At 44.1% G+C, this 21642-nt stretch carries 26 protein-coding genes and 1 pseudogene; 19 read left to right on the forward strand and 8 right to left on the reverse strand.

The window, feature by feature from the left end; translation table 11 throughout:
* Nucleotides 1-6: 6 nt before the first annotated feature.
* Genes JQX68_RS07280 through JQX68_RS07340 form a run of 13 tightly spaced genes read left to right on the forward strand, consistent with a single transcriptional unit; the run spans nucleotide 7 to nucleotide 8580 of the window.
* The gene (locus JQX68_RS07280) at nucleotides 7-984 is read left to right on the forward strand and encodes an XkdQ/YqbQ family protein (protein ID WP_040083366.1); all 978 of its coding nucleotides are present in this window, start codon (nucleotides 7-9) and stop codon (nucleotides 982-984) included.
* Complete coding sequence (locus JQX68_RS07285; RefSeq protein ID WP_040083365.1) at nucleotides 984-1250, forward strand: DUF2577 family protein; 267 nt, start codon at nucleotides 984-986, stop codon at nucleotides 1248-1250. Before JQX68_RS07280 ends, JQX68_RS07285 begins: the two co-directional genes overlap by 1 nt.
* Nucleotides 1251-1307: 57 nt before the next feature.
* The gene (locus JQX68_RS07290; RefSeq protein WP_205440608.1) at nucleotides 1308-1733 is read left to right on the forward strand and encodes a DUF2634 domain-containing protein; all 426 of its coding nucleotides are present in this window, start codon (nucleotides 1308-1310) and stop codon (nucleotides 1731-1733) included.
* Nucleotides 1726-2772 (forward strand): baseplate J/gp47 family protein, encoded by a 1047-nt coding sequence (locus tag JQX68_RS07295; protein WP_205440609.1) that lies wholly within the window; start codon nucleotides 1726-1728, stop codon nucleotides 2770-2772. The genes JQX68_RS07290 and JQX68_RS07295 overlap by 8 nt, the downstream gene beginning before the upstream one ends.
* A complete protein-coding gene (locus tag JQX68_RS07300; protein ID WP_148342973.1) occupies nucleotides 2756-3334 on the forward strand; it encodes a YmfQ family protein in 579 nt (192 codons plus the stop codon). Before JQX68_RS07295 ends, JQX68_RS07300 begins: the two co-directional genes overlap by 17 nt.
* The gene (locus JQX68_RS07305) at nucleotides 3331-3603 is read left to right on the forward strand and encodes a hypothetical protein (RefSeq protein WP_003232665.1); all 273 of its coding nucleotides are present in this window, start codon (nucleotides 3331-3333) and stop codon (nucleotides 3601-3603) included. Before JQX68_RS07300 ends, JQX68_RS07305 begins: the two co-directional genes overlap by 4 nt.
* A gap of 2 nt (nucleotides 3604-3605) precedes the next feature.
* On the forward strand, nucleotides 3606-5687 hold the full coding sequence (locus JQX68_RS07310) for a terminase (RefSeq protein ID WP_205440610.1): 2082 nt from the start codon (nucleotides 3606-3608) through the stop codon (nucleotides 5685-5687).
* A gap of 17 nt (nucleotides 5688-5704) precedes the next feature.
* A complete protein-coding gene (locus JQX68_RS07315; RefSeq protein ID WP_014663662.1) occupies nucleotides 5705-6031 on the forward strand; it encodes an XkdW family protein in 327 nt (108 codons plus the stop codon).
* Nucleotides 6028-6192, forward strand: coding sequence for an XkdX family protein (locus JQX68_RS07320; RefSeq protein ID WP_040083360.1), 165 nt, complete (start codon nucleotides 6028-6030; stop codon nucleotides 6190-6192). Before JQX68_RS07315 ends, JQX68_RS07320 begins: the two co-directional genes overlap by 4 nt.
* A 44-nt stretch (nucleotides 6193-6236) precedes the next feature.
* Entirely contained in the window at nucleotides 6237-7076 is an 840-nt protein-coding gene (xepA, locus tag JQX68_RS07325) for a phage-like element PBSX protein XepA (protein WP_040083359.1), read from the forward strand.
* Nucleotides 7077-7128: 52 nt separating this feature from the next.
* On the forward strand, nucleotides 7129-7398 hold the full coding sequence (locus JQX68_RS07330; protein WP_205440611.1) for a hemolysin XhlA family protein: 270 nt from the start codon (nucleotides 7129-7131) through the stop codon (nucleotides 7396-7398).
* A gap of 12 nt (nucleotides 7399-7410) precedes the next feature.
* The gene (locus JQX68_RS07335) at nucleotides 7411-7674 is read left to right on the forward strand and encodes a phage holin (RefSeq protein WP_003232653.1); all 264 of its coding nucleotides are present in this window, start codon (nucleotides 7411-7413) and stop codon (nucleotides 7672-7674) included.
* A gap of 12 nt (nucleotides 7675-7686) precedes the next feature.
* Nucleotides 7687-8580 carry an N-acetylmuramoyl-L-alanine amidase gene (locus tag JQX68_RS07340; RefSeq protein ID WP_205440612.1) on the forward strand — a complete coding sequence of 298 codons (894 nt, stop codon included), beginning with the start codon at nucleotides 7687-7689 and terminating at the stop codon, nucleotides 8578-8580.
* A 37-nt stretch (nucleotides 8581-8617) separates the two neighbouring features.
* Here JQX68_RS07340 and spoIISC read toward each other — a convergent pair whose 3' ends face one another.
* From spoIISC to steT, 6 genes are all read right to left on the reverse strand, one after another.
* Entirely contained in the window at nucleotides 8618-8755 is a 138-nt protein-coding gene (gene spoIISC, locus JQX68_RS07345) for a three component toxin-antitoxin-antitoxin system antitoxin SpoIISC (RefSeq protein WP_136654612.1), read from the reverse strand.
* Between the two features lie 85 nt (nucleotides 8756-8840).
* Nucleotides 8841-9011 carry a three component toxin-antitoxin-antitoxin system antitoxin SpoIISB gene (spoIISB, locus tag JQX68_RS07350; RefSeq protein ID WP_003239095.1) on the reverse strand — a complete coding sequence of 57 codons (171 nt, stop codon included), beginning with the start codon at nucleotides 9009-9011 and terminating at the stop codon, nucleotides 8841-8843.
* Nucleotides 9011-9757, reverse strand: coding sequence for a toxin-antitoxin-antitoxin system toxin SpoIISA (gene spoIISA, locus JQX68_RS07355; RefSeq protein ID WP_095431469.1), 747 nt, complete (start codon nucleotides 9755-9757; stop codon nucleotides 9011-9013). Before spoIISA ends, spoIISB begins: the two co-directional genes overlap by 1 nt.
* A 109-nt stretch (nucleotides 9758-9866) precedes the next feature.
* Nucleotides 9867-10868: an inorganic phosphate transporter gene (locus JQX68_RS07360; protein ID WP_014663667.1), complete on the reverse strand. Its 1002-nt coding sequence runs from the start codon at nucleotides 10866-10868 to the stop codon at nucleotides 9867-9869.
* Between the two features lie 12 nt (nucleotides 10869-10880).
* Nucleotides 10881-11498: a DUF47 domain-containing protein gene (locus tag JQX68_RS07365; RefSeq protein WP_003218470.1), complete on the reverse strand. Its 618-nt coding sequence runs from the start codon at nucleotides 11496-11498 to the stop codon at nucleotides 10881-10883.
* A gap of 276 nt (nucleotides 11499-11774) precedes the next feature.
* Nucleotides 11775-13091 carry a serine/threonine exchanger gene (gene steT / locus JQX68_RS07370; protein WP_136654611.1) on the reverse strand — a complete coding sequence of 439 codons (1317 nt, stop codon included), beginning with the start codon at nucleotides 13089-13091 and terminating at the stop codon, nucleotides 11775-11777.
* 387 nt (nucleotides 13092-13478) lie between these two features.
* On the opposite strand from steT, the gene JQX68_RS07375 reads away from it, so the two are divergent.
* The 4 genes and pseudogenes from JQX68_RS07375 (at nucleotide 13479) to JQX68_RS07390 (ending at nucleotide 17809) form a co-directional block, all read left to right on the forward strand.
* Entirely contained in the window at nucleotides 13479-14429 is a 951-nt protein-coding gene (locus tag JQX68_RS07375) for a ring-cleaving dioxygenase (RefSeq protein WP_134975631.1), read from the forward strand.
* Between the two features lie 84 nt (nucleotides 14430-14513).
* Nucleotides 14514-14659, forward strand: a pseudogene (locus JQX68_RS07380) (hypothetical protein).
* Between the two features lie 7 nt (nucleotides 14660-14666).
* Nucleotides 14667-16826, forward strand: coding sequence for a glycosyltransferase family 39 protein (locus JQX68_RS07385; protein ID WP_147771804.1), 2160 nt, complete (start codon nucleotides 14667-14669; stop codon nucleotides 16824-16826).
* Nucleotides 16827-16837: 11 nt separating this feature from the next.
* On the forward strand, nucleotides 16838-17809 hold the full coding sequence (locus tag JQX68_RS07390; protein WP_205440613.1) for a glycosyltransferase family 2 protein: 972 nt from the start codon (nucleotides 16838-16840) through the stop codon (nucleotides 17807-17809).
* Between the two features lie 181 nt (nucleotides 17810-17990).
* Here JQX68_RS07390 and JQX68_RS07395 read toward each other — a convergent pair whose 3' ends face one another.
* Both JQX68_RS07395 and htrA read right to left on the reverse strand, forming a co-directional pair.
* Nucleotides 17991-18167, reverse strand: a complete 177-nt coding sequence (locus JQX68_RS07395; protein WP_052438167.1) for a hypothetical protein — start codon at nucleotides 18165-18167, stop codon at nucleotides 17991-17993.
* Between the two features lie 159 nt (nucleotides 18168-18326).
* Nucleotides 18327-19697: a serine protease HtrA gene (gene htrA / locus JQX68_RS07400; RefSeq protein ID WP_014663674.1), complete on the reverse strand. Its 1371-nt coding sequence runs from the start codon at nucleotides 19695-19697 to the stop codon at nucleotides 18327-18329.
* Between the two features lie 165 nt (nucleotides 19698-19862).
* Between htrA and proG the strand changes: the two genes are divergently transcribed.
* On the forward strand, nucleotides 19863-20681 hold the full coding sequence (proG, locus tag JQX68_RS07405) for a pyrroline-5-carboxylate reductase ProG (RefSeq protein WP_069149461.1): 819 nt from the start codon (nucleotides 19863-19865) through the stop codon (nucleotides 20679-20681).
* A 127-nt stretch (nucleotides 20682-20808) separates the two neighbouring features.
* A complete protein-coding gene (gene dppA, locus JQX68_RS07410) occupies nucleotides 20809-21633 on the forward strand; it encodes a D-aminopeptidase DppA (protein WP_040083350.1) in 825 nt (274 codons plus the stop codon).
* Nucleotides 21634-21642 lie beyond the last annotated feature (9 nt).

A 21642-nucleotide genomic window follows, 5' to 3' on the forward strand; every position in this document is an offset into this window, starting at 1 on the left:
TGTATGATGATAGAACTGTTCGTCATTAAAGACACAGAGTGGCTTGAACTGGTGGCAGAAAGTGTATCGCTTGAAGGCCATCGTTATCAGGCGCCGCGTTCCATTGAAGCGACCATCGTCACCAAACAGGGCGACCAAACGTATTACAGTGTCTCAGAAGGAGATACGGTCTTGTTTAAATGGAAGGGAAAAGAGCTTTTTCGGGGCATTGTTTTTGCAAGAACCCCGGACGAGCATACGCTTGCCTTCAGCGCATATGATATGCTTCAGTACCTGGTCAAAAACCAGGATATGTACGTGTTTTCCAATCAGCGGGCCGACCAGATCATCAGAAGGATTGCCAATGATTTTCAGATACCGACAGCCTCGATCGCAAACACAGGCCACACGATCAAAAGTCTTGTCATTAAAAATGATACGACATTGTATGACATCATATTAAAAGCGCTGAAACAGACGAAAAGCCAGACAGGGCGACATTACCAGCTGTATTCGGAAAAAGGAAAGCTCGGCCTGCGCGCGTGGCCAGATCCGTCAGAGGTATGGGTGCTTGAAACGGGTGTCAATATTACGGGTTACCAATACAGCACTTCTATAAACGACACTGCTACTCGGGTGGTGCTTCGCCGGCAGAAGGACAATAAAACATATAAAGCCTCTGCCAAGGACAGTTCAGGCTTAAATAAATACGGTGTGCTTCAATATACAGAAACGGTCACAGATGACATCAACCAGGCACAGCTTCAGCAGCGGGCAGATGTACGCCTAGCTGAAAAAAAGGGCGTGAAAAAAGAACTGAAAAATATTCAGGCAGTGGGCATCCCGGAAGTGCAGAGCGGCTTGCCCGTCTATATTTCTATTCCGGAGGCCGGCATCAAGAAAACCTATTGGGTAGATACGGACCGGCATGAATTTAAAGGAACGAAACATACGATGACAATCGATGTTGTCGAAAAGAATACGATGCCGGAAGGAGTATCCTGATGAGATTAAGTGAGGCTATAAAACAGTTGGCTGTTGGCGCAGTTGATGCTGAGTCTCCGGTGGAACTGCTCCCGGCTGAGGTCGTTTCGATTTCTCCTGTGGAAATCAAATTAAAAGAAAACAGCAAACTGATCATACCGGAAGACGCCATCATTATCCCAAAACGGATGAAATCCGGAGGAGACGATGCACTCGAGCCGGGGGATCGCGTCATGACCGCGGCTCTGACTGGCGGTCAATCGTTTTTTATTTTAGATAAAGTATAGACAAACCGCTTCGATCGAAGCGGTTTTTTATTTAGCTTGTAAAAAGGAGTGGGCATCATGGCCCTGACACCAGAAGTAGAGTTTGAGGATTTTGAAGATGAGAGCGAAGTCATTGAAACCTCGCAAACGTACAAAATAGATTTTGAAAATGGAAGAATTACGAATGAGCTGATTACCGGTCTTGAAGCGATCAGGCAATTCGTCTATATCGCCTTACAGACAGAACGCTACGCGTATTCCGTATACAGCCATAATGTCGGAAATGAGCTTCAGGACGTGCTGACAGATTATGAAACGACTGATGCGTATAAAAAGATGGAGATTCCGAGATTGATAGAAGAAGCGCTGGTTTATGATGACCGGATATCGGCTGTAACAGATTTTGAGATTGAAAAACAAGGCGACGCGTTTCATGTGTCCTTCGTGGTGGAGACGGATGAAGGAACGCTTGAGATTGAGGAGGTGATTGGCAAAGATGTTTGAAGATCAGACTTTTGAAGCGATTATGGAGCGTATGCTGAACAGCATTTCTGCAGATATTGACACAAGAGAAGGCAGCGTCATTTATAATGCGTTAGCCCCGGCGGCGGCCGAGCTTGCGAAGTCTTATATATGGCTGGATACTGTTCTTGAGCTAGTTTTTTCTGATACCGCGCAAGGCGAATTTTTAGACAGGCGTGCAGCGGAAGCGGGAATTGAACGGACAGCCGCGACAAAAGCGGTCAGAGCGGGAGAGTTTACATCTGGAGTTACTATTCCTGTCGGCTCCCGCTTTTACGTCGATAATCTTTATTTTCAATATACGGCAGACGGGACGCTCATCTGTGAAACACCTGGTGAAGCGGGAAATGCCAACCTGACCGGGCGCACTTTACTATCATTGGATACCATTCCCGGTTTAGAAACGGCCATTGTCAAAGAAATCCTGATTCCGGGACGCGAGGAAGAAGGAGATGACAGCTTGCGGGAACGGTATTTTACAAGGGTTCGGCGTGAGGCCGTCAGTGCCAATAAAATGCATTATAAGGAGTGGGCTGAAGAAGTGGACGGTGTGGGGAAGGCAAAGATCTTCCCGCTTTGGAACGGTGAAGGCACGGTCAAAATTGTCGTCACGAATGCGAATCTTGAGCCCGCTTCTCCTATTTTAATTCAAAAAGTGAAAGATTATATCGACCCTGAACCAGGGCAGGGAGAGGGACAGGCGCCAATCGGAGCCGTAGTCACAGTGGAAAGCGCGGTCTGGAAGGAAGTTGAGATTTCTGCCGAGGTGCTGCCAGAGATCAATCACTCAATTGATGAAGTGAAGTCAGAAATTGAGGAAGGCGTTTTAAATCTCTTTAAGAAAATGGCGTTTGAAGACAACGTCATCCGTCTTTCTCAAATTAACAATATTGTCTATAATTCGCCGTCAGTTAGTGACTACTCCAATATTCAAATCAACGGCACGTCTGAAAATCTGGTGCTGAGCGACGTGGAAATCCCTAAGCTTGGGCAGGTGAAGATTATTGAGCAAACAAGATGACATGAGAGCTTATCTGCCGCCGTTTCTCACCAGCCTTAAAGAAATGGCTGAGCTGCTAAAAGCGGAAGCGCCTGAGTTTGACAAACAGAATAACAGCATATTTGATCTGACGGATCAGCTATTCGTGCCGACGGCGACATGGGGGCTCAGCCGCTGGGAAAAGATTTTAAACGTCCCGCGGGAATCTGGTGACACTGATGAGATCAGACGATTGCGGCTCATTTCCAAAATGTCGAACATCCCGCCAATCACATACAGGGCCATTGAGCAGGCGGTGAACCGTTTCTTGAAAAACCCGTCTGCACAGGTTCGTCTGCTTCCCGGCGAATACCGCTTTAACGTGGATATCAATGTTGATGACCTTCAGCACATGAATGAGCTGATCGAAGCGATAGAAAACATGAAGCCCGCTCATTTGGCGTATACGCTCAGAGGCGGATTGAACGAGGCGCTGCAAATCAAAGACACAGTCATCCTGAATCACCGCAGATACCGAACAGCCAGTGAGCTGAAGGTCGGTTATTCTGTCACCCTTAACAACAATGAGGTGGTTTTAACTTGATTTCAACCATATACAGAGAACGTACAGCGGCAGATCTGAAAAGCAGAATTGATCACGTGCTGCTCAACGGCCAAAAAACAGAAATAGTAGAGCTCGCCATTGACGGAGCGACAGTCACCGTCCTGACAAAACGTGAGGAAGACATCAAGCATATTGAAACGGTACAAATTTTTGACGAGCTGGGCAATGTGATCACAGAGAGAAAGACTGACCTGGACGTCAGCGAAAACAGAACACTCGATTTCAGATTTACTTTTGAGGTGGTGTAAACATGGCATACGAAGAAAAAACAGACTGGCTTCCGGACGACCCCATCAACGAAGACGACGTCAACCGCTGGGAAAAAGGCATAAAAGACGCCCACACAGACCTGGCCGCCCACAAAAACGACATGAACAACCCCCACAACACAACAAAGGCGCAAATCGGGCTGGGGAATGTTGATAATGTACAGCAGGCGGCTAAGAAGGATTTTGACAAGCATATTTCAGATGAAAACATACACATTTCATCCAGTGAGAGAACAAAGTGGAACAACGCACAATTAACTAAGTTAACTGATGAAAAAGGAAAATATCTAGCAAGCATCCAAAACGCTCTGGATTTTCACAAGGTTGTGGAAGAATTGGATCAAACCTTTTTCTTTTATACTGATAAGACGGGAATCAATACCCCACCGTTTGCCACTAGAGGATTGTATATTGGCTACAAATCTTATGGAGAAGCTTTGGCAATGGATTATGAAGGAGGTACATGGCGAAAAACCCTCAATGATTCCGGCTGGACTGATTGGGTTCAATTAGAAACTTCAGAAGGCGCTCAATTTAAGGTGAGGAGCCATGAAGAAAAAACTGAAATACATGTAAATAAAAGTGATAAAGACAAATGGAATTCGGGACAGTTATTTAAAGTAACTGCCGATAACGGGACACAAAAGATTAACCTGTCATCTGGCTCTTTTTATGATTCGCTCAAAGATGTTGGGACTGTTACTTTCTATGGAACAAACGCGGTCACAGATAACCCGTCAAACACAAGTCTTCGAGGTATGCAATTGGTCGGTCAGCTAGGAATAGGCATTGGATATGCTGTGGATGTGAGAGGTAACGCTTGGTGGTTTTTCTATAACGCTAACGATAGTGCGATCAATTGGTATCAAATTGAGTCTACAACGGATGCGCAGTCAAAGATAGATGAACATGCCAATAAAACAGATATCCATGTAACACAATCTGATAAAGACAAATGGAATAATGCACAATTATATAAATTAACTGATACTCAAGGCTGCCGAACTAAAATCCCAGATGGAACTGACTTATTAACGCTGCCATCTGGCTTTTATTATGCATTAGGGAATGTCATAATAAACAATCCTGTTTCAGGAGATGGATCATGGTATAACTATGATGTAATCGAAACAGGGAGTGGCGGGCGAAAAACAATTTTGGCCTCTAAAAGTTATGACGGAACCTATTGGACGGCAACGATCCATACAGACGGCGTGTTTAAAGGTTGGAATAAGATCGAGACTGAGGCAAGTGCTCAAACCAAAGCAGATAAAGCGCTGGCTGATGCTAAAAACTATGTTGACACAAATTATACAAATCAAAAGTTAACTGTACTTACAGGCTCTAGTGCAATTCAAGACGCAAGAACTGGAGGGAATGAATATCCTCCGGGGTTAACACTAATGGATATTGGTCAAGGAAATACTACAGGTTATCCACTTGGTTATGGAATCGTCAAAAATGAGAAATATCATGATTATAGATTTACTCAATATTTTTATGGGACTGGAAATGAATCAGGTAATTATTTTGATAATACTGGTACATGGATACGGCACTGGTGGAGCGGATCCGGCTGGACGGCTTGGCAGAAAATTTCTGGATTTGCTCACGCAAATATAGGAACTACAGGCATACAGTATTTGGATAAAAAAAACCATACAAAAATTCTATTTAACCGCAAAAGAAAAGATAGTCACAATGCTTTTGATACAAAAAATAGTAGATTTGTTGCTCCTAATGATGGAATGTTTTTAGTGGGAGTTGGGCTGTATATGATAAATACACCGGCATACATCAATTTTCATCTGAAACTATATCTAAATGGATCATTGTATAAACCAATTGACCATTTGAGAGGGGACTTTAATGATAAGGAAAGTGAAATGAACCTTGACTTAAATGGTACTGTAACCGTTCCTATGAACAAAGGTGATTATATAGAGATCTATTGCTATTGCAATTATAGCGGTGATGATAGAAGAGGTGTATCCGATTATAACGAGCTATACAACTATATAGATATTCAAGAACTTGGAGGGCTTAACTATCCTACAGTATAAGAACAGGAGGAAAAACGATGATCGCAGAAGCAATATTGTATAAATATCCCAGTGCAGATCCAACAAAAGATTTTATCGTTCAAAATGACGGGAATGGATCTTATATAGCTGAGTGGAACCTGCGCGCCCCCATCCCAACGCAAAAAGAACTCGAATCCTGGTGGGAGGAGCTGCAAAAAAACCCGCCGTACGAGCCGCCTGATCAGGTGGAGCTCCTCGCTCAGGAGTTGTCGCAGGAGAAGCTGGCACGCAAGCAGCTTGAAGAGTTGAACAAAACGTTGGGAAGCGAGCTGGCAGATATAAAGCTTTCCGTACTTTCTTTGAAAGGAGATCATGCTGAATGAATTATTGGGTGCTTGCCCTCTATTATGAGTGGGCGACAATGGATATGGTGAAACAGGCCTTAGCATATGAAGACTGCTCTATTGAGGATCTTGCAGAAGGTGTGAACAAAAAGCTGATTACAGCTGATCAGTATAAAGAAATTACCGGTAAAGCCATGTAAAGGCTTTTTTATTTTGCCTTTTTTTAAATCAAAGGAGGATGAAAATGGTGAAGTATCAATATGAATTTCCTCTCGATAAGACTGGAAAAGCCGGAGCTGTAAAGCCCTATCGAGGAGGAAAAAATGATTTTGTGACACCTGTTTCGAATTTGTCGGGTGTAGCGGAGGTTTTAACAAATGCTTCCTTAAAGGCGACTGAGGCATACAGCCAGCTCGGGCAGGACAGGCTTGGCGCAGTTCTGATTTCGAAAGTGAAGGGCTGGGCGTATGCAGATCGTGAAGGTACGCTCTTTATAGAAGAAAGTGACAACAACAATGTTTGGACGACGACAGCATCCGTTAATGTCGCAGCAGGTGTCCTGACAGCGACGGACTGGGTATACCTTTCTAAACGCTATTACCGCTTCCGCTATGTGAACGGGAATCTTCAGCAATCAGAGTTTGTATTATACCAATCAGTCGGTGCTGGTGAGATGGATGTGCGTGTCAAAGGAAATACGCCTTTGCAGATTGACTTTCAGGAGAATCAAATACACGATGGACGGTTGAAAGTGGAGTCTCGCAAAACATTTGACTTTGTCTTTCATGAAAATGCAGAGTCCGCCGGCGAGGGTGCTGCTTTACCTGTTGACGGTGCCGGGCATTTACTCGTTGAAGTATACGGCACAGCGGAAATGAGCGAAGTCAAATTTTGGGGAAAATCGGTGTCAGGACAGAAACTACCGATCAGAGGCGTGAAAACTGATGATTCCAGCTCTGCATTGAGTACATTAGGAAAAGCTGAGGCGTGGGCCTTTGATATTAAAGGGTTTAAGGAGATCATCATGGAGATCGTCAGTGTCACCGGCGGTACTCTTTCGGTAAAAGGGACCGCTGTTTCATAACAGTTTTGGCCCTCGGAAGGGAGGTGATCTGCATGTGAAGGAGGAGTAAGTAATGCAGCAAGAGGCAGATGTGAATGTGTTTCAGCAGGATTTAGCAGACATGAAAGGCGAGCACAAAGCGCTTGAGCAGAGGGTTTCCGCATTAGAACGCGTGTCTGACCGTCAAGGCCAGCAAATCATGACGCTGAACGAAAAATTAAACAAAATTGAAGAAAACACAACGTGGATCAAACGCACCATCACAGGTGCCATCATTACAGCAGTGTCTACAGGCATCATTGGCGGAGCCATCGCCATTATGTACAGCCTGCTGCAGCATTAAAGGGGGATTTTCATGAACACGTTTGACAAAGGCACGGTCATCAGGACGGTGCTTCTTTTAATTGCTTTAATCAACCAGACCATGTTGATGCTCGGCAAATCACCATTGGACATTCAGGAGGAGCAGGTCAATCAGCTCGCTGACGCTCTTTATTCAGCCGGTTCCATTGCCTTTACAATTGGAACGACACTTGCCGCTTGGTTTAAAAACAACTATGTAACAGAAAAAGGGAAAAAGCAGCGTGACTTGTTAAGAGACAATAATCTGACAAAATAAGGAGAGATGAAAATGGTTAACATTATCCAAGACTTTATTCCGGTCGGCGCAAATAACCGTCCAGGCTACGCAATGACGCCGCTTTACATTACGGTGCACAATACAGCGAATACTGCAGTAGGGGCGGATGCTGCGGCCCATGCCCGCTATTTGAAAAATCCTGATACGACGACAAGCTGGCATTTTACAGTTGATGATACAGAAATTTATCAGCATCTGCCTTTGAATGAAAACGGCTGGCATGCGGGAGACGGAAATGGCAGCGGCAACCGGGCTTCTATCGGTATTGAAATTTGCGAAAATACTGATGGAGATTTTGCAAAAGCAACAGCAAATGCCCAGTTGCTCATCAAAACATTAATGGCTGAACATAATATCAGTCTTGCCAATGTCGTCCCTCATAAGTATTGGTCAGGTAAGGAATGTCCGCGAAAATTGTTAGATACGTGGGATTCGTTCAAAGCAGGAATTGGGGGAGGCGGCAGCCAAACTTACGTCGTGAAACAAGGTGACACACTCACATCGATAGCGAAAGCATTCGGTGTTACGGTTGCTCAGCTGCAAGAGTGGAACAATATCGAAGATCCGAATCTTATTCAGGTTGGTCAAGTATTAATTGTAAGTGCGCCATCGTCCGCTGAAGAACCAGAGCTCTATCCTCTCCCTGATGGTATCATTCAATTGACAACACCTTATACCTCAGGAGAACACGTCTTTCAGGTGCAACGAGCACTTGCGGCTCTGTATTTTTACCCTGATAAAGGCGCTGTCAACAACGGAATTGACGGCATTTACAGCCCGAAAACAGCTGACGCAGTCGCACGTTTTCAGTCTGTTAACGGTCTGACTGCTGACGGTATTTACGGGCCTGCGACGAAAGCCAAGATCGCAGCGCAATTAAGCTGATCACAGACCATAAAAATCCCGGAGCTGGTTCCGGGATTTATTTTTTCTTCTTTAACTTTTTTAAAATTCCTGCACTGCGCTCCCTCACCCGAAGCGAGTATCCGGAAAGCCCAAACTTACCGTAATCAACAAACTTCACACGCCTCACCAATTTTTTCACTGTATCACCTGACATTATCCTCTGTTTGTATTTATTATATGTAACCCATTAAGAAAAGGAATAAGGACAAGAGCTGTTTTCTCTTGTCCTTTTAGTGTGATCATGCTTTTTTTCGTTTATACTCGTCAATCAGCCGTTCGTTTTCTTTGAAGATTCTTGCTGTGTGCGGACTGACTTGATAGCTTGCGACACTGGTGGTTGAACGTTTTTTCAGGATTTTAAACGGTTTGGCCGCTCTGGGCTCGCATCCGTTTTGAAACGCACGTTCCATTATCCTTCACCTTCCTCCTCAATTGGCAGTACCAAATCATATATGCTCGTTAATGACGTAAATAGCAAATAATCAAATTCCGTGACAATGCTGTCAGACGTCAGCTTGATGACATAGTTCTTTGTCTCGATGGTAAAAGGGATGAGAACCATTTTTCCGTATTGGTCGTAATAAACATCCTTTCGATCGAGCCGTGTTTGTACATCTGCCGGATCATCCATATGCTCGGTTAACCGGTCTTTATCAGCCTGTGTCGAATATTGGCAAAGAGAAGCCGTTAAGTTCATTTTATCAGCATAGGTTTTCAGCAGCTTATCAATGCCTTCAGCATAAGCATCTATACTTCCATAATAAACATGGATCGGTTCGTTTTTCAATAGGTATTGGTATGTTTTCAGCCGATTGAGATACATGTGGAGCATTTCGTTGTTTTCTTCAAGAATTTCTCTTGTGTCTGTTTCAAGCTCACTGCCAGCCAGTTTTTTGACGTATGCACTTAAGAAGATGAAAGCATCAATTAAAGCAAAACTGACTGCGACAATGAGATACCGATCCCAGTGGGTAAATAGGGAAGTGGGCTCATATGTCCAGTATACCATAGCGCCCAGAACAAACAGCAAATACCATGTTTTCCGGATGGCGGACATTTTTTCTTTGACCTTCGCTTCGAAACGCCACGTGGCATACACGTATAACCCCAGTCCAGCCACAATGCACCAGACCATGATCTGAAAGAATAAAACCATACTCGACTCCCTCACATCTGAAATAGGTTCTGCTTATTGTATTCGAGAGATCCGGATGGTTTTCCTCTTCCATCAAAAAAACCGCTCCTTTGACAGAAGCGGTGTGACATTAAAAAATCATATTTAAAATAAAGTAGGCGATGGCACCAAGTGTCGCTGAAATCGGAAGCGTAATGACCCATGTAATGAGCATTCGCTTGGCCGTACCCCAGTTTACGCCTTTTACTCGGTGTGACGCACCGACGCCAAGAATTGATGAAGAAATGACGTGGGTTGTACTGACCGGCAAATGAATAAATGTAGCGCCGAAAATAATGGCTGCCCCGGTTAAGTCAGCGGAAACCCCGTTTACCGGGCGAATTTTCATGATCTTTCCGCCAACGGTTTTGATGATTTTCCAGCCGCCGATTGATGTTCCTAGACCCATGGCTGTCGCGCAGGCGAATTGCACCCAGGTAGGAATATCGTTAGAAGAAGTATGTAAATTCGCTGTGATGAGAGCCATTGTGATAATTCCCATTGCTTTTTGCGCATCGTTTGTTCCGTGCGTATACGATTGCAGGGCAGCTGTTACAATCTGCACTCTGCGGAATTGCTTGTTTGTTTTCGCCAAATTGCTGTCTTTGAAAATCAGCTTGACGATACTGTATAAAATAAAACCAAGGACAAAAGCGATAATCGGTGAAAAGATCAATGCTTCAATGATTTTAATGAAGCCTTTATAATTTAACGCAGTAAATCCGGCTGCCGCAACGGCTGCTCCGGCAATAGCTCCAATGATGGCATGGGACGAGCTGCTTGGGATGCCGTAGTACCATGTGATAAGGTTCCAGGCAATCGCAGCGACTAGCGCGGCCAGAATTACGACAGAGCCATTTTCCAGAGTATAAGGATCTACAATGTCTTTCGTAATGGTTTTGGCAACACCTGTAAATGTCATTGCTCCGATAAAATTCATTACAGCCGCCATGATAATGGCATGGCGCGGTTTCAGCGCTTTTGTTGATACCGAAGTCGCAATAGCGTTCGCCGTATCATGAAACCCATTGATGAAATCAAACGCCAGAGCACAAATGACTATTAGTATTGTTAATATGAATAGAATATCCATTTTTACCCCTCGTTACGCGTTTTTCATAATGATGGTTTCAAGATTATTGGCAACACTTTGGCAAGAGTCGGCAATTTCTTCAAGCGTTTCATAAATTTCACGATATTGAATAACTTTAATCGGATCTGTTTCATTTCCGAAAAGATTCTTTAATGATTTTCTGTGCAGGTTGTCACAGCTGTGCTCATACTCTTTAATTTTGATAGCGTGAGGCTGAATATCCTTTAACCGGTTTTCTGCCAGCAGTTCAATTGTAATTAAAATTTCTTTCGCACATTCTCTGATGTATCCGCTGAATTTATCGATATGCTCGTCAGATGAGGTAATTGAGAAAATCTCCATCATGGCAGAGAAATGTTCGATTCCGTCAAGCACATCATCCAGGCTGTTTGTCAGCTGAAGGATATCTTCGCGTTCAATAGGAGTGATGAACGCTTTATTAAGCTCTTTAATCATGACATGAACATGATTGTCACCTTTTGTTTCATATTCCTTTAACGTATCTGCGAATTCTTTAAGCGTCGTTTGGTTTGTGACCTTAAAATTCACAAAATATTCGGCAGTTTCGTCTATGTTCTTTGCAATTTCTGTTAAAAGGAGTGAGAACTTATCTTTTTTTCTTCTTATCATTAAAAACCCTCCATAGTTTGAATGAGACAATGCACACATCAAATTATTATATAGCCTTTTGTCGAAAAAAAACAGGTAAAGTCGAAAAAAACACGGCTTGACTTTTTCTGCAAATCATGTCCCCTTATTTTGACCTACTTCGATTCAAAAAACCGACCCAAGTTTGCAAAATCTTTCTGCTTAACGTAAAAAGTATATCAAAAGTTGTGTTTTTCCTGTCAACTTTTATCTTCTGTTTCACCAAAAAACGGTTCCCTAAACAAGGGAACCGTTTTATCAGCTTGCTTTTCGTTTTTTCATCCAGTAATAAACAGGCAGTCCGACAAGGCCGATGAGGATGGATAATCCGCAGCTCATTGTATCTGTAATGAGTGTGCTGCCTAATACAAAGAAGGAGCCTGCGATGGCCAAAATCGGCATGAATGGATAAAGCGGAACACTGTAGGCGCGCTTTTCTCCCTTTGTTCGCTTGCGGAGAATAAACACCGCAAAAAAGGCCATCACATAAAAAATGTAGATCATAAAAATAGAGATTTCAGAGAGCTTATCCGGGTTGCTGATCAGCATCATAATCAAAGCCAAAGCAATCTGGAAGGAAATCGCGATCCATGGTGTGCGGAATGTCGGGTGTACATGTGAAAGCTTATCAGCAAATGGAAGCTGTTTGCGTTCCGCCATTGCAAATGAAACACGCGGAAAAGAAAGTACTTTTCCATTTAAACATCCAAAGATGCTGACGATAATTCCGACACTGATCAGCTTTCCGCCAATTGAACCGAACAGCATGGTGGCAGCAGTGCTTGTCGCATTTTCGCCTAGTGTGACAATTTCGTTCGCAGACAGGATGTGAAGCAATGCAAAGTTAATGAAAATATAGATGGCTGTTACGATTAATAATCCGCCCGTCATTGCGCGTGGCAGCAGCTTTTCGGGATTTTTCATTTCTCCGCCTAGAGCGGCCAGAAGAATCCATCCGTCGTACGCAAATAGTGTAGCCAAAATGGCCGCTCCGAAGTTCATATCGGAAATACTTTCGTTTACTGCTGTGAAGATGTGCTGATCACCTTTCCAAAGGCCGAAGATGATGATGCATGCAATCGGAATCAGTTTACCGATCGTTGTCAGCGTTTGGACAAAGCCGCCGTATTTTGTACCGATTATATTAATGACGCATAAAAAGAGAACTGCTATAATTCCGATTGCTTTTGACAATCCAGATCCCCAGCCGAAAAGATTCGCCATTAAAGAGCCAAAATATAAACCCAGCGCGGCTATAATCGCCGGACCGTAAATGATAATCTGCACCCAGCCGCACAAAAATCCCCAAAATTCGCCATACACTTCTTCAAGGTACGTATAAAGCCCGCCGGTTTTTGGAATCTGCGTTCCGATTTCCGCGATTGTCAAACCGCCTGCCAACGTTAAAATCCCGCCTAACAGCCAGGCGAAAAGCGCGGTTTTTGAATCACCTGAATAAGCAAGCACAGCGCCGGGCTTCATAAAAACACCAGAGCCGATAATGGTTCCGATGACAAGAGTAAGGGCAAACAAGAGGCCTATCTCTTTTTTCAAACCGTTGTCTTCAGTATGCATGTCCGTAACCTCCTATGGTGTTGAAGCTTCATGATGAAGAATCTATTTTTTCATATTGTAAACCCTATTTTAGAAAAGTGAAATAAAATAAATTTTCTGATTTTCGATATTTGCTTTTCGTTCAGTTGAAAAAACGGTGGAAACGTCTCTTTCAACAATCTATAAACGAATGAATCGCATTATTTCTTTTTATAAAGTTCGTGTTTTCTGCAGAGGAATTTTAGACGGATCAGAGAAGAGGCAGAAGTCAGAAAATGAACGAACCGTCGGTGAAGCTGATATGTTGACTTTCCCTTGCGAATAAAATACCTTGTTATTAGAACAATAAATAGATAACTATGATATGATATCTCGAAATCGAGATAAAATAACCTGGAGGGACAGCATATGAAAGTCAACGGCATTCACCATGTATCGGCATTAACGGCCGACGCACAAAAAAACTTGGATTTCTATAAGAAAGTATTAGGATTAAAGCTCGTCAAAAAATCCGTCAACCAGGATGAACCAACAATGTATCATCTGTTCTACGGAGATGAAGTGGCAAATCCGGGAACTGAGCTGACGTTTTTCGAGATTCCCCGCATTGCACCATTTCATGCGGGAACAAACAGTATTTCTTCTATTGGGTTGCGCGTCCCAAGTACAGAAGCTCTCCATTACTGGAAAGAACGTTTTGAAGAGCACGAAGTGGCGCACAGCGGCATCTCAAAAAGAGCCGGACGTGACATATTGGCATTCCAAGATCATGAAGGGCAGCGGCTTGTGCTGACTGCTGATGAGAAAGGAAAAGGATATGGCCTGCCTGTTAAACAGAGCGGCATTCCGGAAGAATTTTCGTTTCGCGGATTAGGGCCGGTTGAACTGACTGTGCCATATGCCGAACCAACCTTACACGTGCTGACGAATATTCTTGGATTTACAGAAATCAGCCGTGAACCAGTTGGAGGACAAGGAACCGCTGTTATTTTGGAATCAGGTGAAGGCGGTGCGGCAACGGAAATCCATTTAATAGAAAGAAACGATCTTCCGCGCGAGCGCCAAGGAAAAGGCAGTGTTCACCACGTTGCATTTCGGGTAAGAGATGAAGAAGAACTTGCCGGGTGGCATCAGATCATCAGCCGGGAAGGCTTTAGCAATTCTGGCATTGTTGAGCGCTACTATTTCAAGGCGCTGTATTTCAGAGAACCGAACGGCATTTTGTTCGAATTATCAACAGACGGACCGGGCTTTATGGTAGATGAAAATCTTGATGAGCTTGGCCAAACGATCGCTCTTCCGCCATATCTTGAGCATCGAAGAGCTGAAATTGAAGCGAAATTGAAACCGATCCAATAAATTGTGATTCATTTGCCTTCCGGCGCCGCCGGAGGGCTTTTTTATTTTGGTAAAACAGCATCACCCATTGGAATGAAATATCAGATTACGGTTGGGAGAAATGGCTTGAGATCAGCTGTATCTAGGATGATTGGCATGAAATGGCCTCGGCAAAAATATTGTCTTTGTTTATTAATAGTTTATTCATATTTGCTTGTTACACTATTTCCAAGTTAGACAAAAAGGAGTGAAAAACACGTGGAAAAGAAAAAACGCGAGCTGGATATCGTCCTCATCCTCATTTTGCTCGCATCTGCATTCTTAAATATCTATAACATCTGGAATGATGATACGGTGAATCCTTATTACACCGCTGCAGTCACAAGTATGATGCAAAGCTTTCATAATTTTTTCTATGCCTCATTCGACGCGGCGGGGTTTATAACGGTTGATAAACCGCCTATTACGTTCCAGATACAAACCATCAGCGCACTTATATTCGGTATGCACGGGTGGAGCGTCATCCTGCCTCAGGCACTTGCTGGTGTAGGTTCTGTCCTTTTAATGTATCTGTTAATAAAACCGACATTCGGTAAGACGGCAGCAAGAATTGCCTCTTTCATCATGGCATGTACACCGATTGCTGTAGCTGTAGCACGTACAAACAATGTTGATGCATTACTGGTATTTTTCTTATTGCTTGCTACATGGCTTCTCTTTAAAGCAATCAGAAAAGGAAAGCTGATCTGGCTGTTAGCAGCGTTTTTCGTTGTTGGAGTAGGTTTCAATACAAAAATGCTGCAGGCTTACATGATTTTACCGGCTTTCTTATTATTCTATTTGATTGCGGCAAACGCTACGATGAAGAAAAAAATCATTTCGCTGGTAAGTGCGTTAGCCGTATTAGCAGCCGTTTCGTTATCGTGGCCGCTCATTGTTGACAATATCCCTGCAAGCAAGCGGCCTTATATCGGAAGCAGCCAAACCAACTCTGTGCTGGAATTGGCTTTTGGTTATAACGGAATCCAGCGGCTGACAGGCCAAAATTCCGGCAGCGGCCAGGGTGCGCCAAACAAAGACGCTTCAAAAGAAATGTCTTCTTCTGATAACACTCAAGCACCGCCTAATCAGTCATCAAGTGATGACAAATCCTCAAATGGAAATATGGCGGCACCTCCATCCAATGGCCAAATGCCAAGCGGAGGAGAAATGCCAAACGGCGGTCAAGGAGGACCTCCAAGCGGTGGAGATGGCGGCCAAGGAGGACCTGGCGGAGACGGAGGGAAAGGCGGAACAGGAACCGGCTCAAAAATGCAATCAGGTTCAGGAATGTTTGGAACGGGAACACCTGGTCCACTGCGGCTTTTCCAAACAGAGTTATCTGATCAAATCAGCTGGCTTCTGCCATTTGCGATTTTTGGAATCGCAGGCTTACTGATCGCTGGCGCGAGAGAAAGAAGAAGATTATCTATAGAGCAGAAGGAAACGGTGTTCTGGGTAGCGTGGCTTGTACCGATTGCCGGATTCTTCAGTGTCGCAGAATTTTTCCATCATTATTATCTCATCATGCTGGCACCGCCGATTGCGGCTCTTGTCGGTGCGGGGTGGGTTGCCCTTGTTCATCTGTACCGCAATCAGACAGGCTGGAAATCATGGCTTCTGCCAGGCGCAATCATTGCGACAACTGGATTTGAATTGTTTATTCTCAGAAACTACAACGATCAAATCGGTGTTGGATGGAGTATCGGGGTAGGGGTTATAGGCGTGTTGTCAGCGATTGCTTTGCTGCTGTTCAAACAGCGCCAAAAACCGATCAGTTATTATACTTCGCTTGTAGCTCTTCTCGCATTGCTGGTGATGCCGATATATTGGGCAAGCACACCGCTATTGTACGGTGGCAACAGTTCACTGCCTGAAACAGGCCCTCAGCTCGCATCAATGAGCGGAAAAGGCATGGGAATGTCTGATGCGACTGTAAATGAAAAACTGATCAAATATCTAGAGGAGAATAACGCCGGAGCTGAATACCTATTCGCCACAACCGATTCGAACACAGCGGCGCCATATATCATTAAAACGAAAAAAGCTGTCATGGCTATTGGCGGATACAGCGGTTCTGACCCGGCGATCACGCTGACTCAATTTAAAAAGTTCGTAAAAGAAGGAAAAGTGAAATACTTCTTGGCTTCAGGAATGGGGAAAGGCGGAAACAATGACATTGTCGAATGGGTTGAGAAAAATGGAAAAGAAGTAGCATCAGAAAAATGGCAATCAAGTTCTGATCAAAAAACAGAAGATACTGATTCAGCTGATACTTCAAGCAACAGCAAGGCTTCAGGTCAAACCGGCAAAATGGGCGGCGGACCTGGCGGAATGAACCAGTCAGCAACGTTATACGAACTAAATGCTGATGAATAGGAGGAAAAAACATGAGCAGACATATTCAATATTCAATTGTTGTACCTGTGTATAACGAAGAGCTTGTCATTCATGAAACCTATCAGCGCTTAAAAGAGGTCATGGATCAAACGAAGGAAAACTACGAGCTGCTTTTCGTCAATGATGGCAGCAAAGATCGCAGTGTTGAGATTTTAAGAGAGTACAGCCTGATCGATCCGAGAGTAAAGATTATAGACTTTTCAAGGAATTTTGGGCACCAGATCGCGATTACAGCGGGTATGGATTATGCACAGGGGAATGCCATCGCCGTCATTGACGCCGATTTGCAGGACCCTCCTGAGTTAATTTTAGACATGATTGAAAAGTGGAAGGAAGGCTATGAGGTCGTATACGCCGTACGTACAAAACGAAAAGGGGAAACCTTTTTCAAAAAACAGACAGCGGCCATGTTTTACCGGCTTCTCAGCAGCATGACAGATATAGATATCCCGATTGATACCGGGGATTTCCGCCTCATGGACAGAAAAGTCTGTGATGAAATGAAAAAATTAAAGGAAAAAAACCCTTTTGTCCGAGGACTCGTCAGCTGGGTAGGCTTCAAACAAACGGCAGTTGAGTATGTACGTGATGAAAGGCTTGCTGGAGAAACGAAATACCCGCTTAAGAAAATGCTGAAGCTTTCAATGGACGGCATTACGACATTTTCACATAAACCGCTGAAGCTGGCAAGCTATGTCGGGGTCTTAATGTCAGGCGCAGGATTTCTGTATATGTTTATCGTACTGTATTTGAAGCTGTTCACAGACAGCACGATTACCGGCTGGTCATCACTTATTGTGATCCAGCTCCTGTTCAGCGGCATTATCCTTCTGATTCTCGGCATGATCGGCGAATATATCGGCAGAATCTATGATGAAGCCAAAGACCGGCCACTTTACATCGTACAGAAATCGTACGGGATTGAAAATAAAAGACTCTATAGAGACCAGCACATGTCATAACCTTAAAACCTCTGTCTTAACGGGCAGGGGTTTTTTATGTTCTGCCGATCAAAGTGAAAAATACGAATAGATATATGGAATAAGAGAAGGCGGAAGAGATTTCGGGCTTGTACTTCGGTTCACTCACGCTGAAAGAAAAACGGCAAAGCCTAACCGTTTTCGTCTTAGGCTTTGCCGTATGTCAGCTATTATATTGGGGGGCTTTTAAGAAACGCATGATCACTGCTGTACCAGTGACGTTTAATAGAATACTGGCACCCAGTACAACTCCCCATGCCAACGTCGATTCAGAGAGAAGAAAGCTCAGCAAAAGAAAAGCTAATCCTGCGCAGATCATACTCAATCCCGCGGTTTTCATGTTTATACCTCCTAGCAAACGATGTTTCTAGCATCTTGATGCGAATGATGTCAGTCTGTATGATATACGGATATCTCGCCAGAAAGTTTCATAGAGCAGTTAGGTCTTTGTCTATTAAAAAAGCCTCAGGCCGAATTTTGCGGCCCGAGGCTTTATCTCTTACGAAGTTTTCTCTTCTTTTTGATCGAGTTTAATTTTTTTCGTCATTTCTTTGCCGTTTCTGAGAATTTTCACTTCAACGGTATCACCGATTTTTGCGTCTTTATATAAGATATTGCGCAATTCACTGCCTGTATCGGTTTCTTTACCTTTTAGGCCGATGATAATATCCTCCGCTTTTAATCCAGCCTTTTCAGCAGGAGAGCCTGAAGCGACCTCACGGATGTAAACACCTTTATTCAGCTGGCTGCCGAACAGGCCGAGTGTGCCTTCTTGGTAGTTTTGCGGCACTTGTTCTAGATCAAGCATGCTGACACCGATATATGGACGTTCAATTTGCCCTTTCGACAGCAATTCTTCAGCAATCGGTTTTACGTCATTGCTTGGAATGGCAAATCCGATACCCTCAACATCATCCTCACTGATTTTCATACTGTTAATGCCGACAATTTTGCCGTCTGTATTTAACAAAGGGCCGCCGCTGTTACCTGGGTTAATTGCTGCGTCTGTCTGAATGACGTTAATGCTCGTTTCGCCGGCTGAAGTAGACATTGAAACCGTCCTGTCCACGCCGCTTACAATTCCTTGTGTTACCGTGCGGGACAGGTCTTTTCCAAGCGGATCCCCAATCGCAATAACGGTCTCGCCTGTTCTGAGATCAGATGAATTGCCGAAGTTTGCCACTTTTGTGACATGATCATCACTGATTTGGAGGACAGCTAAATCAGTTAACGAGTCACTGCCTACCAGCTTTGCTGTCACTTCAGTGCCGTCATATAAAGATACCTTCAGTGAAGATGCTCCTTCTACGACGTGGTTATTTGTAATGATATAAGCCTTGCCATTCTCTTTTTTGAAAATGACACCAGACCCTGAACCGCTTTCTGTGTCTTCGCTGGAATCAGAGCTGGAACTGGATGAGCCAGAGCCGAACAAAGAGCTGTTTGATTGTGCCTGAAGATTTGTAATGCCGACTATTGCTGGTGAAAGGTCTTCTACCATATCTGAGATTTTAGAAGAGTCCTCGCTCTTGAATGCAGATGAGCTGCTTGAGCTTGATGAGCTTTTTTTAGATTCAGAGGACGTGCTTTTAGCAGTAACAGATTGCGTTTGCTGCTGGCTGGATGATTGTTTTGCAGTGTCCTGAGAATCATGGTCGCCAAGCGGTGTAAACGTGTAAATGCCAAGGGCGAGACTGCCGCCGATCACTCCGCCAAGCAACGGCCTGAACCATCCGAACCCTCGTTTTTTCTTTTCCTGATCATGAATGACATTGCGTGCTGAGTAGGAGGTGCTCTGATCGTTCTCTTTTGTTAAAAAGACCTCATTCTCATTACCTTCCGTTCTGTTTTCATCACGATAGTTATCCATTATGTTCACTCCGTTTCTCTATTTTCACATTACTATTTATGATAGGTTTATGACTTGAGTTTATCATAAACAAAAACTGTGGGATAAAAATGAAAAGATTATGGGAAATTGTGAAAAAGTGCGGAAAACGGTACACTTCTTATTGTATATGAAAGGACTGAGTCGATGGAACAGATTGGATTGATTGGCTATGGCAGCATGGCGGATATGATCGCCAGACAGCTGTTAAAGCATGGACAAATAAAAGAGAATGAACTATTTATTGAAACGAGAACGAAGGGAGAGCGGCTGCAGGCACTCATGTCAGATTATCCAAACGTATCTGCTGATTCGCTGGAGAATTGGGCAAATACATGCCAATTGATTTTGATATGCGTCCCGCCGCTCCATGTCATCGAAACAATGCGCCGTCTGCACCCGTATGTGAACAGAAATACTCACATCGTATCCATAGCTGCCGGTGTGCCGCTGCGTCTTTTGGAGGCAGAAACAGAAGCGGGTATCTCACGTGTTATTCCTGCTATTACGTCCGAAGCAGAAGCCGGCATCTCACTTGTCGTTCACAGTGAAGCACTAGCTGCGGAGAAGAAAGAGCATCTAAATGAATTGTTATCGGTTTTCAGCCGTGTACGAGAAATCAAAGAATCAAATGTTGATGCGGCCAGCAATTTAACGAGCTCGGCACCGGGATTCATAGCTGCAATCTTTGAAGAATTGGCACTGTCTGCCGTCAGAAACAGCAGCCTGTCCAAAGAAGAAGCCTTTGATTTTCTGATTCATTCACTATACGGAACTGGTAAGCTGCTGATCGAAAAAAATATGTCTTTCAAGGAAACGCTGGAACGTGTTGCAACGAAAGGCGGAATAACGGGAGAGGGAGCTGAGGTGATACGCGCCTCTGTGCCGGACGTTTTTGATCAAGTGTTTGAAAGAACGCTGAAAAAATATGAACTGCTTACAGAACAGACAGAAAAACAGACATGAATCCTTGCAAGAGGATTCTTTTTTATCACTGAATGGTCGAGATTTTCCCCAGTTATATTGCATTTTTCCTCTTTTTTTAATATAATTTGTTAGAATATTCATAATTTAGTAAAAAAGGAGGAGCGTTATGAAATTGTACCTGTCAGTAGATATGGAAGGTATTTCGGGTCTTCCGGACGATACCTTTGTGGATTCCGGCAAGCGTAATTATGAACGCGGGCGGCTCATTATGACTGAAGAAGCAAACTACTGTATTGCCGAAGCATTTAACAGCGGGTGTACCGAGGTGCTGGTCAATGACAGTCATTCGAAGATGAATAATCTGATGGTTGAAAAGCTTCACCCTGAAGCAGATTTGATTTCCGGTGACGTCAAACCATTTTCTATGGTTGAGGGACTGGATGATACGTTTACAGGCGCTTTGTTCCTTGGTTATCATGCGAGAGCCTCGACTCCCGGTGTCATGTCACACAGCATGATTTTCGGTGTCCGTCATTTTTACATAAACGATCGGCCTGTCGGTGAGCTTGGGCTAAATGCATACGTTGCCGGTTATTATGATGTCCCTGTATTAATGGTGGCCGGGGATGACCGGGCGGCTAAGGAAGCGGAAGAGCTCATTCCGAACGTGACGACAGCCGCGGTCAAACAAACGATTTCAAGATCTGCAGTGAAGTGCTTGTCGCCTGCGAAAGCCGGACGGCTGTTGACAGAAAAAACCGCATTTGCCCTGCAAAACAAGGACAAGGTCAAACCGCTTACACCGCCTGACAGGCCGGTTCTGAGCATTGAATTCGCCAATTACGGCCAGGCAGAATGGGCGAATCTGATGCCGGGAACGGAAATCAAAACGGGAACCACAACCGTTCAATTTCAGGCGAAGGACATGCTTGAAGCCTATCAGGCGATGCTTGTCATGACTGAGCTTGCGATGCGGACATCATTCTGCTAAAGGGGTGTT

This window comes from Bacillus sp. LJBS06 (genome assembly GCF_016924995.1).
Classification (GTDB): domain Bacteria; phylum Bacillota; class Bacilli; order Bacillales; family Bacillaceae; genus Bacillus; species Bacillus stercoris.

Excerpts from the sequence above, each read along its gene's own strand:
- JQX68_RS07295 (WP_205440609.1), top strand. The coding sequence starts at position 1,726 with ATGTTTGAAGATCAGACTTTTGAAGCGATTATGGAGCGTATGCTGAAC.
- JQX68_RS07285 (WP_040083365.1), top strand. The coding sequence starts at position 984 with ATGAGATTAAGTGAGGCTATAAAACAGTTGGCTGTTGGCGCAGTTGAT.
- steT (WP_136654611.1), bottom strand. The coding sequence starts at position 13,091 with ATGCATACTGAAGACAACGGTTTGAAAAAAGAGATAGGCCTCTTGTTT.
- dppA (WP_040083350.1), top strand. The coding sequence starts at position 20,809 with ATGAAATTGTACCTGTCAGTAGATATGGAAGGTATTTCGGGTCTTCCG.
- JQX68_RS07365 (WP_003218470.1), bottom strand. The coding sequence starts at position 11,498 with ATGATAAGAAGAAAAAAAGATAAGTTCTCACTCCTTTTAACAGAAATT.
- spoIISB (WP_003239095.1), bottom strand. The coding sequence starts at position 9,011 with ATGGAACGTGCGTTTCAAAACGGATGCGAGCCCAGAGCGGCCAAACCG.
- JQX68_RS07320 (WP_040083360.1), top strand. The coding sequence starts at position 6,028 with ATGAATTATTGGGTGCTTGCCCTCTATTATGAGTGGGCGACAATGGAT.
- JQX68_RS07315 (WP_014663662.1), top strand. The coding sequence starts at position 5,705 with ATGATCGCAGAAGCAATATTGTATAAATATCCCAGTGCAGATCCAACA.
- JQX68_RS07395 (WP_052438167.1), bottom strand. The coding sequence starts at position 18,167 with ATGAAAACCGCGGGATTGAGTATGATCTGCGCAGGATTAGCTTTTCTT.
- JQX68_RS07290 (WP_205440608.1), top strand. The coding sequence starts at position 1,308 with ATGGCCCTGACACCAGAAGTAGAGTTTGAGGATTTTGAAGATGAGAGC.
- JQX68_RS07310 (WP_205440610.1), top strand. The coding sequence starts at position 3,606 with ATGGCATACGAAGAAAAAACAGACTGGCTTCCGGACGACCCCATCAAC.
- proG (WP_069149461.1), top strand. The coding sequence starts at position 19,863 with ATGGAACAGATTGGATTGATTGGCTATGGCAGCATGGCGGATATGATC.
- JQX68_RS07360 (WP_014663667.1), bottom strand. The coding sequence starts at position 10,868 with ATGGATATTCTATTCATATTAACAATACTAATAGTCATTTGTGCTCTG.
- JQX68_RS07340 (WP_205440612.1), top strand. The coding sequence starts at position 7,687 with ATGGTTAACATTATCCAAGACTTTATTCCGGTCGGCGCAAATAACCGT.
- xepA (WP_040083359.1), top strand. The coding sequence starts at position 6,237 with ATGGTGAAGTATCAATATGAATTTCCTCTCGATAAGACTGGAAAAGCC.
- JQX68_RS07390 (WP_205440613.1), top strand. The coding sequence starts at position 16,838 with ATGAGCAGACATATTCAATATTCAATTGTTGTACCTGTGTATAACGAA.
- spoIISA (WP_095431469.1), bottom strand. The coding sequence starts at position 9,757 with ATGGTTTTATTCTTTCAGATCATGGTCTGGTGCATTGTGGCTGGACTG.
- spoIISC (WP_136654612.1), bottom strand. The coding sequence starts at position 8,755 with ATGTCAGGTGATACAGTGAAAAAATTGGTGAGGCGTGTGAAGTTTGTT.
- JQX68_RS07280 (WP_040083366.1), top strand. The coding sequence starts at position 7 with ATGATAGAACTGTTCGTCATTAAAGACACAGAGTGGCTTGAACTGGTG.
- htrA (WP_014663674.1), bottom strand. The coding sequence starts at position 19,697 with ATGGATAACTATCGTGATGAAAACAGAACGGAAGGTAATGAGAATGAG.
- JQX68_RS07375 (WP_134975631.1), top strand. The coding sequence starts at position 13,479 with ATGAAAGTCAACGGCATTCACCATGTATCGGCATTAACGGCCGACGCA.
- JQX68_RS07335 (WP_003232653.1), top strand. The coding sequence starts at position 7,411 with ATGAACACGTTTGACAAAGGCACGGTCATCAGGACGGTGCTTCTTTTA.
- JQX68_RS07330 (WP_205440611.1), top strand. The coding sequence starts at position 7,129 with ATGCAGCAAGAGGCAGATGTGAATGTGTTTCAGCAGGATTTAGCAGAC.